The 14,168-nt window shown below is 35.5% G+C and carries 8 protein-coding genes; 6 read left to right on the forward strand and 2 right to left on the reverse strand.

The window, feature by feature from the left end:
* Nucleotides 1-24: 24 nt before the first annotated feature.
* From BST92_RS13960 to BST92_RS13980, 5 genes are all read left to right on the forward strand, one after another.
* Nucleotides 25-741, forward strand: coding sequence for an SAM-dependent methyltransferase (locus tag BST92_RS13960; protein WP_105072016.1), 717 nt, complete (start codon nucleotides 25-27; stop codon nucleotides 739-741).
* Nucleotides 742-932: 191 nt separating this feature from the next.
* Nucleotides 933-5,675: a T9SS type B sorting domain-containing protein gene (locus tag BST92_RS13965; RefSeq protein ID WP_105072017.1), complete on the forward strand. Its 4,743-nt coding sequence runs from the start codon at nucleotides 933-935 to the stop codon at nucleotides 5,673-5,675.
* A gap of 117 nt (nucleotides 5,676-5,792) precedes the next feature.
* Nucleotides 5,793-8,756 carry a T9SS type B sorting domain-containing protein gene (locus tag BST92_RS13970; protein ID WP_105072018.1) on the forward strand — a complete coding sequence of 988 codons (2,964 nt, stop codon included), beginning with the start codon at nucleotides 5,793-5,795 and terminating at the stop codon, nucleotides 8,754-8,756.
* A 56-nt stretch (nucleotides 8,757-8,812) separates the two neighbouring features.
* Nucleotides 8,813-10,813 carry an excinuclease ABC subunit UvrB gene (gene uvrB, locus BST92_RS13975; RefSeq protein WP_105072019.1) on the forward strand — a complete coding sequence of 667 codons (2,001 nt, stop codon included), beginning with the start codon at nucleotides 8,813-8,815 and terminating at the stop codon, nucleotides 10,811-10,813.
* A gap of 179 nt (nucleotides 10,814-10,992) precedes the next feature.
* Nucleotides 10,993-12,231, forward strand: coding sequence for a hypothetical protein (locus BST92_RS13980; RefSeq protein ID WP_105072020.1), 1,239 nt, complete (start codon nucleotides 10,993-10,995; stop codon nucleotides 12,229-12,231).
* A gap of 120 nt (nucleotides 12,232-12,351) precedes the next feature.
* Here the strand turns inward: BST92_RS13980 and BST92_RS13985 are convergent, their stop codons facing one another.
* Nucleotides 12,352-12,780 carry an Hsp20/alpha crystallin family protein gene (locus tag BST92_RS13985; RefSeq protein WP_105072021.1) on the reverse strand — a complete coding sequence of 143 codons (429 nt, stop codon included), beginning with the start codon at nucleotides 12,778-12,780 and terminating at the stop codon, nucleotides 12,352-12,354.
* A gap of 111 nt (nucleotides 12,781-12,891) precedes the next feature.
* A complete protein-coding gene (locus BST92_RS13990; RefSeq protein ID WP_105072022.1) occupies nucleotides 12,892-13,302 on the reverse strand; it encodes a hypothetical protein in 411 nt (136 codons plus the stop codon).
* A gap of 81 nt (nucleotides 13,303-13,383) precedes the next feature.
* On the opposite strand from BST92_RS13990, the gene BST92_RS13995 reads away from it, so the two are divergent.
* Nucleotides 13,384-14,151, forward strand: coding sequence for an alpha/beta hydrolase (locus BST92_RS13995; protein ID WP_105072023.1), 768 nt, complete (start codon nucleotides 13,384-13,386; stop codon nucleotides 14,149-14,151).
* Nucleotides 14,152-14,168: the final 17 nt, after the last annotated feature.

A 14,168-nucleotide genomic window follows, 5' to 3' on the forward strand; every position in this document is an offset into this window, starting at 1 on the left:
GAAAGCGTATTGAAAATCATCACCATGGATAACAAAGGAAAATTATACCTTATTCCAGTTACATTAGGAGAAATTAATCCTTTTGAAGTATTACCACTATCTATAAAAAAAGTGGTAGAAAATGTGAATCATTATGTAGTTGAAAATGAAAAAACAGCACGTAGATTTATAAAGAGTGTCGTGCCTTCAAAACCACAACCAGAACTTATTTTATTTTCTATTAATAAGTATACTGACCCATCAGAAATTCCTAGCTTTTTAGAACCATGTTTACAAGGACATGATATGGGTGTAATGAGTGAAGCTGGTGTACCTGGCGTTGCTGATCCTGGAGCTGATGTTATAAAGATAGCTCATCAAAAAGGTATACAAGTAGTACCTTTAGTAGGACCTAGCTCTATATTAATGGCAGTGATGGCTAGTGGACTAAATGGCCAGAATTTTGCATTTTGCGGTTACCTACCTATAGATAATATGGAACGACGTAAGAGAATAAAAGAGTTAGAAAATCGTTCATTTATTGAACAACAATCACAATTATTTATTGAAACTCCATATAGAAATAATAAAATGATGGAAGAATTGCTTCTACAACTTCATCCTAGTACTGAGGTCTGTGTCGCTTGTGATATTACCTTGCCTACAGAGTTTATTAAAACTATGTCAGTGGATTTATGGAAAAAGCAAGTACCAGATTTACATAAAAGACCTACCATATTTATGATACATAAAAAGAACTAAAAAAATAAAATAGATGACGCAACCTTTTAACTAATAAGACATCTATCTATCAAACATAATACTAACTAACTGAATTAAAACAGGAAAATTAATATGTTGATAAGGTCGTGACAAATCCTTTTAACGATGATTTTATAGGTTCATAGAACTCATAAAATTAACTTAATTTCCCAACCTCAAAACTTACTCTTATGAAAAAGATTTTACTCGCTTTTTTATTTATTCTACCGCTTTTATCAAACGCCCAAGGTGAAGCTTCTTGGTGGTTCTTTGGCCATAATGGTGGAGTAGATTTCAATTCTGGTGTACCATTAGGAAATGGATCAGGTTCTTTATTCACATTTGAAGGTTGTTCAACTATATCTGATGAATGTGGTAACCTGTTAATGTACTCTGATGGTTCTACCGTATGGAATAGAAATCATGTATCTATGCCTAATGGAACCGGACTTTCAGGAAATTCAAGTAGTGCGCAATCTGCCATTATAATACCTGATTTACAAGTAAGTAATGTTTACTTTGTTGTAACCATTAGCGCAGGTGCTGGTTTACAATATAGTATCGTTAATATGAATTTAGATGGTGGTTTAGGAGATGTTGTTCCTGGTCGTAAAAACATTCAGATTCAACAAAATACTCAAGAAAAAGTAACCGCTACATTGAACGCTAACGGTGATAGATACTGGATTGTAACTTTTGATGACCCAACTTATACCGCTTACCAAGCTGGTGGTGGTCTTATAGACACTAACCCTACTCGTGTTGTTAGTTCAAGTATTCCAGTAACAAGTGCTTTAACAGATGCTAGAGGATATATTAGATTATCACCAGATGGATCAAAGATAGCTAATACTTCAATAGGTAATGCTGGTAGTGCCTTTTTATGTGACTTTAATAATGCTACAGGTGTTGTTAGTAATCCTGTTACTTTAACAAATGGTTCTAGTGGATCTAATCGTTTTTATGGTGCCGAATTCTCACCTAATTCACAACTTCTTTATCTTAACGCTAATAGTCAAGATACAGGTAACGGTTGCGGAACTTCTAATGTTAGAGAAGTAATACAATATAACATTAATGGTCCAGCAGGATGGCAAACTTCTCCTGTTGCATTAGGTAATGTAACTGGAACAGCAACGGGCCGTGGTGGATTACAATTGGGAATAGATGGTAAAATATACCAAGCAAGAACTTGTCAACCATGGCTAGGTGTAATTAGAGATCCTAACTCGCTAGGAACAGGTGCTAATTATGTTGATGATGGTGTAGCCCTAGCGCCAGGAACGACCTCTAGAGAAGGTTTACCTCCATTTATTACTTCCTTCTTTGAGCCTTCTTTCTTAGCTACTGATGCTAACATGGGTTCTGGTGGTGGAAACAATAACCCAGAAACTGATTTCTGTGATGGGACTCCTATTCAGTTTGACTCTAGTGGTAGTGGTCTTTGTGCTACAGCGACGGTAAATTGGGATTTTGGTGATGGTACTACAGATAATACATTTAATCCAGTACACACATTTCCAGCTCCTGGTGATTATACTGTAACACTTACAGTAACTAGCGGATTCTATTCTAATACAGCTGTTGATGTAATTAGTATTTATGAGATTCCTACCGCAAATCCTGTGAATAATGTGTTTTTATGTGATTCTGATATGAATGGATCTGAAGACAGAGATCTTTCCTCATCAGAAACATCACAAATCATAGGTGCACAGACTAATCCTAATTTTGTGGTTACATATTATTTAACTCAAAACAATGCAGATAATAATACAGGTGCAATAACTTTACCTTACACGTTTAACGTAGGTACAACAACGATTTATGCTAGAATTACAAATGATTTAAATGCAGCTTCTAGAGAATGTTTTGAAACTACCTCTTTTGATGTTATAGTAGCAAATGGTTCTGGTGCCACTGCGCCTGCAGATTTAGTAGTTTGTGATGATGACAATGACGGTTTCTTTACATTTGATTTAACATCTGTAGAAACTGAAGTATTGAACGGTCTGCCAGCAGCGCAGTTTACCATCACTTATCATACAACATTAACAGATGCACAAAATGGCACAGCAAACATCCCTAATCCTGCTAGTTATGTAAATACTATAGCAAATGGTCCTGAAACTATTTTTGTAAGATTAGAAGACATGAATCCAGGTGGATGTAATTCTACTACCGATTTTGATATCTCAGTATTTGATACTCCTACAGCAAATGTTGTTCCTGATTCCGCTCTTTGTGATACAGGAAATGATAATACAGAAGATGTTACTTTAACCTCTTTTGACAGTGATGTTCTATTAGCTCAAACAAATACTAACTATGTAATCACCTACCACTTAACACAAGCAGATGCTGACGCAGATACAGCAGCACTTACTTCTCCTTACAGCATGGTTGGAACAACTACCTTTTATGTGCGTATCGATAACTCGAGTAATGAACCTTGCTATGATACGTCATCTTTCACGATTACATTAGATGCACAGCCAGTTGCAAATGCAGTTACAGAATATCGCTTATGTGATGATGTATCAAATAATGGTTCTGAAGTATTTGATTTATCCACTAAGGATATTGAGGTATTAGGATCTCAAAATCCAGCAGACTTTAACATCATGTATTTTGTATCTCAAGCCGACGCTGATGCTGGTATCGCTGGTGGAGCCTCACCGGTAATGCCTAATTATAGTAGTGCTGGACAGACGATGTATGTGCGTATTGAGAATGCAAATAATGCTTCATGTTATGAAACAACAACATTTGACTTAATTGTAGATGATATACCTGTAGCAGCAGCACCTATGACCTTAATCGTATGTGATGACACCACAAATGATGGTGTAGAAGATATTACCTTATCTCAATTTGATACAGATGTGTTAAACGGTCAAACGCAAACTACTTTTGTCGTTAGCTATCATGGCTCTCAAGCAGATGCTGATAATGACGCAAGTCCACTACCAGCAGTTTATCAGGTAAGTTTAGGTACAACAACCGTTTATGCTCGTATTGACAACTCAGAAAATGAAACATGTGCATCAGTTGTGTCTTTTGATATTATCTTAAATGAGCAAGCGATTGCAAACACAGTTACTGAATATAGAATTTGTGATGATGCTTCAAACGACGGATTAGAAGACTTTGATCTTTCTACTAAAGATGTAGAAGTATTAGGAGCTCAAACAGCAGCAAACTTTAATATAGAATACTTCACCTCTCAAGCAGACGCTGACTTAGGTTCTGTAGGTGGTGCGACACCATTGACAATTCCTTACAATAGTGGCGATGATACCATCTTTGTTAGAATCGAGACTATCGCAAATGCAGACTGTTACAACACCACAAGCTTTGACATCTTTGTAGATGAATTACCTATAGCTGGTACACCAGCAAATGTGATTGTTTGTGATGACCCTTCAAATGATGGTGTTGAAGATGTGAACTTAGCACAGTTTGATGCTGAAATTCTAAATGGACAGACTAATCCTAGTTTTGTAGTTTCTTATCACGCATCACAAGCAGATGCTGACAATGATGTCGCACCACTAGCGAGTCCTTTTACAGTAAGTACCACTACTCCTAACCTTTTTGCAAGAATAGATAATGGAGATAATAACGATTGTTATACAACGACTAGCTTCCAGTTTGTAATCAGCCCTACACCTACTGCAAATACAGTTCAAAATATGATAGCTTGTGATGACGCAGGTAATGATGGTTCTGAAATATTTGATCTATCTATGGCTGATGCTCAAGTCCTTAATGGACAAAACGCTGCTAGCTTTAATATAACCTATCACCCATCACAAGCAGATGCTGATGCTAATACAGCGGCGCTACCTACTTCTTACGCAAGTAGTACGACCACACCAGAAACGGTATATGTAAGAATAGAAAGTAATACAAATACTCAATGTTTTGATACGACTAGCTTTACGCTTACAGTAAGCGTACAACCTACTGCTGGAGTAGCCTTAGATCAACGTGGTTGTGACGATGCTAGTAACGATGGAATTGAGGAATTTGATTTCAGCAATGTAGATACAGAGATATTAAATGGGCAATCTGCTTCAGACTTTACGGTTACTTATCACACCTCACAAGCAAATGCAGATAGCGGTGCTAATGCTCTTACATTCCCATACACTAACGTATCTCAATCGCAAACAATCTATGCAAGAATCGAGAACAATTTAAACACTGATTGTTATGATACCTCTAGTTTTGGTATTGAAGTATTTGCTAGACCTGTAATTGCAAATCAAGGACCTATCACCATATGTGCTGGTATAGATGAAGTACTTGACGCAGGTGCTGGTTATACTAGTTACTTATGGTCTACAGGAGAAATGACTCAAACCATTACCGTTAATCAAGGTGGTGATTATGACGTGACTGTTTTTAATGCAGACGGTTGTGATTCTACAGCAACTATTACAGTAATCGAGTCTGATGTAGCCGTGATAGAACGTATCGATATCGGACAATTTGAAGTAAACACTAATCAACTTACAGCTATCGTGACAGGTAGCGGTGATTATGAATATTCACTAGATGATTTTGTATATCAAGACAGTCCTAGATTCAACAATCTATATCCTGGATACTACACGATTTATGTTAAAGATAAAAATGGCTGTGGAACTGTATCAATGGATGCTGTAATCATAGGTGGACCACCTTACTTCACACCTAATCAAGATGGATACCACGATACATGGCAAGTAATCGCTATAGAAACTGTTCCAGATGCTAACATTTACATCTTTGACCGTTACGGCAAATTGATTAAGCAAATCGATGCACAAGGAATAGGCTGGGATGGAACTTATAATGGAAACCCAATGCCTTCTAGCGACTACTGGTATTTAGTTGAACTAAGCGATGGACGTAGCTTTAAAGGTCACTTTGCCCTTAAGAGATAATCCATTATTCTATAAGAAAAAAGCGAGCTCAGGCTCGCTTTTTTTATAAAGCTAATTATAAACACGCTTTCGCGAAAGCGATAAAATCATAACTAACAATTCCATATTTTTATAGGTGTGAAAAAGAATCTACTCTATATCTGTTTTCTAATACTATCTATAAACACCTATGGTCAGAATCAAGCAAACTGGTGGTTTTTTGGGAACAATGCAGGATTAGATTTCAATACAGGCATTCCCATACCTACTACCATAGGACAATTAAGCACTAATGAAGGTTGTGCATCCATAGCAGATGCTTGTGGTTCCCTACTCTTTTATACAGATGGAATTACAGTATGGAATCAAAATCACATGGTAATGCCTAATGGGATGAATTTGTTAGGTGATCCTTCTAGCACACAGTCTGCATTAATAATACCACAACCAGATACACCAAATATTTACTACATTTTTACAGTAGGTGATTTTAATCCTATGACCGGTCTCAATTATAGTGTAGTTGATATGACATTGGATAACGGTCTAGGCGATGTTGTTCCTGCACAAAAAAATATAAATTTAATAGCAGACAGTACAGAGAAAGTAGCTGCTGCAGTTACAAATAATGGTGATGCATGGATTGTCACTTATGCAGAAGAGATAATAGGCTCGGGTTTATTTGATACTTTTTATGCCTTTAAATTGACCTCTAGTGGAATGGATTTAAGTGCTACCGTAACATCTACATTTAATAATGTACAGGCAGATGATCGTCGCGGCTATTTAAGAATCTCTCCAGATGGTTCTAATATAGTTATGATGACACAGCTGCCCGTAACCACAGGAACTGTAGGTCAGACCGGTCGTGGTGCATGGCTATTTGACTTTAATAATAGCACTGGAATGGTCAGTAATCCTGTTAGACTTCATTTTCCCGTGACACATCAGGCATATGGTGCTGAGTTTTCACCAGATTCTAGAAAAATTTATGTAGATATCAACACACAAAGTAATGGAAATGACGGTGATCGTATTTTATTACAATATAATCTGGATGCCCTTAATTTTGCAAATACACCTTTGACTATTTATAATACAGATCCAGCAGACATTACAGATAACGTAGCACGAGGTGCTTTACAAATAGGTCCAGATAATAAAATTTACTATTCTCGTAAGTCCACTCAATGGTTAAGTGTCATCAATAATCCTGATCAAATAGGAGCTGCAAGCACTTTTATACTCAATGGTGTACAAGTGGCTACAGGGACACAGGTTAATGAAGGTTTACCACCTTTTTATAATGCTTTTTTTAATCCATCTTTCTCTTTTATAGAAGCTTGTGAAACAAATGCAACTCATTTTTTTGCAGACGATATAGCAACCTGTCCTGGTAGTAATGTATTATGGGATTTTGGCGATCCTGCAAGTGGTGTTGATAACACATCATCACAACCAGATCCTTTGCACATATATAATACTGCTGGAACCTATATCGTGACATTGAGCATCAACACTATCAGAGGCAATTATACAACCAGTAAAGAAATTACCATAGTCCCACAACCTATTGCAAATACTGTCAATGATATAGAATTATGTGATGACGTGAGTAATAATGGCATAGAAGCAGTAGATTTCACAACTACTATGTCAACTGTTTTAGGCTTACAATCTAGTTCAGATTATCAGGTAACCATACATGAAACACTAACAGAAGCACAAAATGACTTTAATGCCCTACCAGTCAATTATAACGCGGTCAATGGCACCTATTATGCTAGAATAGATAGTAACGTTTCAAACGGTTGCTATGCTATTACAGCATTCGATATTATTATCAATCCTCAACCTATAATTAATAATATAGATGATTTGTACTTGTGCGATATAGATAATGATAGTGTAGAAAATTTTGACCTTAATATTGCCGGTTTACAAGCACTAGGAACTCAAGACCCTATAGTATTTGATATTTCTTATCACAATAGTATGGGCGACGCAATGACTAATTCAAATTCGATTAACTCATTTTATGATAACAATACGATCAATGAATCAATATGGTTAAGAATTGAAAATGTAAATAATACGAACTGCTATGCCATAGATAACTTTACCATTAACCTAATACAACAGCCAGAAATTATTCCTTTAAATGATTATGAATTGTGTGATGATGAAAGTAATGACGGAATTGAAAGTTTCAACCTACCTACCCTAAATGCGCAAGTTTTAGGTAATCAACCATCAACATTCAACATCAGCTATCATAGTTCTAGTATAGATGCAAATCAAAATATAAATTCATTACCTAATAATTTGAATACGGGAACAACAGTCATATGGGCTCGATTAGAAAATAATCAACAACAAGTTTGTTTTACTATAGAACCTATACAAATTACTGTTTTTCCACATCCGGTTATTGAATTACCTGAAGATATCAACAAATGTATAGATGATATTGTAACCATTACTGCTCCAGCAGGATTTAATCTATATAACTGGAGTAATGGAGAAACGACACGCAGTATACAGATAGAAGCTGCAGGTGATTACACCGTTACAGGGACAGATAGTAATGGATGCACTGCTGCAGATACAATTACCATTTCTAATTATGAGCCTACCATATTTACAAGTATTGAAGTAAGACAATTTACCTTAAGAGACAACCGCATAGAAGTTAGCGTTTCTGGTAGTGGTCCATGGGAATATAGTATCGATGATTTTTTCTATCAATCTTTGCCAGTATTTAGCGATTTATTACCAGGTTTCTATAACATTAATGTACGTTCTTTAAATGGCTGTGATCAATTAACCATACCTACAACTATTATAGCAGCGCCTAATTTTTTCACACCTAATCAAGATGGATTTCATGATTACTGGCAAGTGATAGCGATAGAAACAGAACCAGATGCACAGATTTATATTTTTGACAGATTTGGTAAACTATTAAAACAGCTTTCTCCTACAGGCATTGGTTGGGATGGTACATATAATGGAAACCCTATGCCTAGTACAGATTATTGGTTTAAGGTCATACTCAATGACGGTCAATCTTTCAGAGGCCATTTTAGTCTTAAAAGGTAAGTTTTTAACTTCGCTTTCGCGAAAGCAGAATTCAAAAAATCTTATTTTTACAACACATGAAATTTAAGATACAATCAGAATTTAAACCTACAGGCGATCAACCTAAAGCGATCAAATCGTTAGTAGAAGGAATTAATAATGGTGATAAATACCAGACACTTTTAGGTGTTACGGGAAGTGGTAAAACGTTTACAGCTGCAAATGTTATACAAGAAACACAACGACCTACATTAATCCTTTCACATAATAAAACTCTAGCGGCTCAACTTTACTCTGAGATGAAAGCTTTTTTCCCAGATAATGCTGTTGAATATTTTGTGTCTTATTACGATTATTATCAGCCAGAAGCCTTTATCCCTAGTAGTGGTACTTATATCGAGAAAGATCTTTCCATTAATGAGGATATAGAAAAGATGCGATTAAGCACTACATCTGCCCTATTATCAGGTCGTCGTGATGTAATCGTGGTAGCATCTGTGTCGTGTCTGTATGGTATAGGTAATCCAGTAGAGTTTCAAAAAAATGTAATAAGACTTAAACGTGATCAAATCATAGCGCGCACCCAATTGTTACATCAACTGGTTCAAAGTTTATATTCTAGAACTACCGCAGATTTTAATCGCGGTAATTTTAGAATCAATGGAGATACCATAGATGTCTTCCCTAGTTATGCCGACTATGCGTTTAAGATTCATTTTTTTGGTGATGAGATCGAATTAATTGAAACATTCAATCCAGTTGATGGGAGATTGATGGAACAATGGAAAGAGATTACTATATATCCTGCAAATATGTTTGTCACATCGCCAGATGTTTTACAAAATGCAATACACAGTATTCAAGAAGATCTAGTTAAACAAGTTGAATATTTTAAAGAAATAGGGAAACCACTTGAGGCTAAACGACTGCAGGAAAGAACAGAATTTGATTTAGAAATGATTAGAGAATTAGGTTATTGTTCTGGTATTGAAAATTATAGCCGTTATCTAGATGGTAGATTACCAGGCACACGTCCATTCTGTCTATTAGATTATTTTCCTGAAGACTTTTTAATGGTCATAGATGAAAGTCATGTGACCGTTCCACAAGTAAGTGCTATGTATGGTGGTGATCGGTCCCGTAAGGAGAACCTAGTAGATTACGGATTTCGTTTACCAGCAGCAATGGATAACAGACCTTTAAAATTTGAAGAGTTTGAAATGCTGCAAAATCAAGTATTATATGTAAGCGCCACACCTGCTGACTATGAACTAGAAAAAACGGAAGGAGTATATACAGAGCAAATTATAAGGCCTACAGGACTATTAGATCCTGTTATTGAAGTAAGGCCTAGCCAAAACCAAATTGACGATTTAGTTGAAGAAATTCATAAAAGAGTTGATCTAGATGAGCGTGTTCTAGTAACTACACTTACCAAAAGAATGGCCGAAGAACTTACTAAATATTTATCACGCATTTCAATAAGATGTCGTTACATACATAGTGATGTAGATACTTTAGAACGTGTCGCTATAATGCATGATTTGCGTAGTGGTTTATTTGATGTTCTCATAGGAGTAAATTTACTAAGAGAAGGATTAGACCTTCCAGAAGTATCACTAGTAGCAATACTAGATGCTGATAAGGAAGGCTTTTTAAGAAACAATAGATCCTTAACGCAAACTATAGGTCGTGCTGCTCGTAATGTAAACGGTCTGGCTATTTTATATGCAGATAAGATTACAAATAGTATGCAAATGACTATCGATCAAACGGAATATCGTAGATCAAAACAAATAGCGTATAACGAAGCCCATGGTCTAAAACCTATGGCAATAAAGAAAACTTTAGAAACCGCACTCACCAAAAAGAGAGAAGCTACATATACCATTGAAAAATCATTAAATCTTGCTGCTGCCGAGGAAGAAGCAACTTATTTAAGTAAAGATAAGCTAGAACAGAAGATTAGAGATACTAGAAAACAGATGGAAAAAGCAGCGAAAGAACTTGATTTTATGGAAGCCGCAAGATTGAGAGATCAGATTAAAATGTTACAAGAGAAAGTAAAAGAGGCATAAAACATACAATTCATCAACATTTACTCAATTTTTCAACGATTTAAATCGAGTTTTAACGTTTTAATTCGCTATATAGAAATTAATCACGATTAAGTACACAATTAACCACTACTACCTTATACGAGCCTATGTAAACTGATAGTTTTCAAGTATATTGAGATACTCAAAAATAACTACTCATGCTTAAACCCATCATATTTACAATAGTCTTTTTATTTTCTTGTCTAGGATTTGCTCAAGTAGGTATAGGTACCGTCGCTCCTACAGCAGATTTAGAAATTATGGCTAGAACGACTTTGGCTGCTGGAGAACACAACGGTATTATAATTCCTAAAGTCACTGCATTACCGGCTACTACGGCACCATCTGGGACTATTCTATATCTAGAAGGTGGAGCAAATGCCGGGTTTTATTTTAGTAATGGTAGTTCTTTCCAAAACGTATCAGATATTTTAAGTGCGAGTGGTAATGGTTCATTTTATAATCGAGGTACCACAACAGATGTTACAGTCGATACATCTTCTGATGCTTATAGAATTGGACGCACAGCTTTTGGGCAAGATTCATCCAATGCTGCGATTGTAAGTATAGAAAACGAAACACCTGCTGGCGGAGATAAAAGATTATTAGACCTTGAAAACAGAAACTCGAGTACAGCAGTGGGAACTAACACGTCTTTAATCAACGGAAGCAATACTAGTACACCAGGCGGACAGAAAGCTGGAGCTCTATTTAATATTAGTAGTACGGGATTAGGTAGCCATGTTGGTATCGAAAACACTGTTTTGATAAATAATAGTAGTGTCGTAGAAAATTATGGAATAAACAATATAGTTGATAGTAATTCTACAGCCTCTGCAACTACATATGGAATTAAATCAGAGGTTGGAAACCCAAGCAGTACGGGAATTAGGTATGGAATTTACAGTACCGTAATTAATGATGGATCACAAGATTCGTATTCTGGATATTTTAGAGGTGATAGTTTTGCTATAAGAAATGAAGATGATAGTGACGGATATGACATGCCTACTATCTCTGGAAATGCCGGTCAAGTTTTAACAACAGATGGTACTGGAACAGCTAGTTGGAGTGATGCAAATTCTACAGGTTTTAAGACTAATATTAGAGCAATAAGTACAGGTACTGCATTATCTACAGATCATACATTAATAATTTCTGGAAATATTAATATACCTGACGCTGTAACAAGCAATACAGGACAAGTATACATCATTGTTCTAGCAGATGGAGCTAATAATCTAGTCGTAACGGCTACTGGAAATGACTTTTTGTATCCAGGTGGATCTGGAACTCTCAACACATTTGATCTCAACGACTCTGTCGGTGGATTAAGATCCTTAACAATACAGAGTGATGGTACCAATTGGTACGTGATTGATCTATTAAGAAACTAGTTAACTATAAAAAAATCCCAGCCATTCTAGCTGGGATTTTTTCTTTAAATTAAAAGAAGGATTGATATCTAATCAAAAAGTCTTTTAATGAAGCTTAACGCTTAAATCTAATCGCTTTAATTATTTTAAAGAAATCATGCGCTTCGGCTGTGGTAATGCTTCTTCTTTTTTAGGAAGTACAATATTTAAGATACCATCATTATAATCTGCTGCTATGTTTTCTTTATTCACCGTATCTGGTAGATTAAAGCTGCGTTTGAATGATTTTAATGTAAACTCTTTACGAGTAAATTGCTCTGTTTTTTCTTCCTTATCATTAGTCACTTCAGAAGAGATGGTTAATACATCCTGATCTACCTCAATAGAAATATTTTCTTTTTTAAAACCGGGAATGATCATGTCTAATTCAAATTTATCATCTGCTTCAGATATATTGACGGCAGGATTCCAGGTTTTTAGAGGTGCTGTACCACCCATAAAATCATTTGTAAACATTTCATCAATTAAAGATGGTAACCAATTGTTTGCTGTTGTATGTGCAAGTTTCATAAAATTATTTTTTTAAAGTTCAACTTGCTAACCATTAGACAAAACTAATACCAACGAACAAAACAAGACTTTATGTCATTTTATTTGGGATAATAAATGACAATATGTCTGTTAATTATGATTTCGCTGGTGTATAGACATTAATTCTGATGGTGGAATCTCACCATGTGGATATTTTTCCATGGTATGGAGTAAAGTATCGACTGTGGTTTTACGTATACCGTATTTAAGCGCTGTTTGATATAATAATTGCAATTCAGCACTGTCTACATGACCATCAATATGCATCATTAACATTAATCTATGAAAATGCACTATCCTTTTTACAAATTGTTGAGGAACTGTAATTTTTAATTCTTCAGGATGTTCAACCATATGCGATAACTCTCCTTCATCTAATTCCAGCCGTTTACCTATTGCGTGAATGAAAGCAATTTCCTCCTTCTTTATATGCTGGTCAGCGTGCGCCATAATGATAAGTTCGCTCAATATCGCTTTCTTTTCTTCGAGAGTATAGGTCATGATTCATAATTTACAGATAGCAATTTAATAGATTTATTTGAGTCTATATTTGTAAGCTTATTTATTTAATGAGATGAACCTATGAAATTACTACTTATACTATGTTACTTTACAAGTAATATAATAATTGCACAACAGGTCATCATTGATTCTGTACAATATAATGATGGATATAGAAAAATAAGGTTATACCTTCCTGATAACTATCAGAAAACTCAATTTCCTCTTCTAGTGATGATGGATGCACAAAATTTATTTGACACGTCAACGAGTTATTCTGGAGAATGGAACGTAGATGAAAGCATCTCTTCCTTTCCTATAAATGATCAAGCTATAGTCATAGGAATTGATCATGGTAATGAACTACGAATGGAAGAATTAACACCTTTTAAAAATGAAAAGTATGGTGGTGGAAATGCCGAAGTTTTTCTTTCATGGATGATGAAAGATGCAATTCCTAAAACAATACTAAAGCATCAATTAAACATTAACTCTGATAAGATAGCGATTGCAGGTAGCTCTCTAGGAGGATTGTTTTCCTTCTATGCGGCAGTTCAACATCCAGACTTTTTTCAAACAGCAGGTATCTTCTCGCCTTCTTTTTGGTGGAGTGAGAAAAGTTTTGAATTGATCCATCAACATTCTAATTTAGATAATCAACATTATTTTTTCGCAGCTGGAACAGAAGAAGGAGAAGATATGTTAGTAGATTTAAAACGTATGCATGACATAGCTCTTCAAAAAGGTGCTACAGTTACCTATCTTGAAGAAAAAGGAGCACAACATAACGAGGCTCAATGGCGAGCGACTTTTCTTCCTTTTTACCATACATGGATCCATAGCTTATAATGTAAAAAATGGTTAGT

Origin of the sequence: Nonlabens arenilitoris (assembly GCF_002954765.1) — a bacterium.
In the GTDB taxonomy this organism is placed as follows: Bacteria; Bacteroidota; Bacteroidia; order Flavobacteriales; family Flavobacteriaceae; genus Nonlabens; species Nonlabens arenilitoris.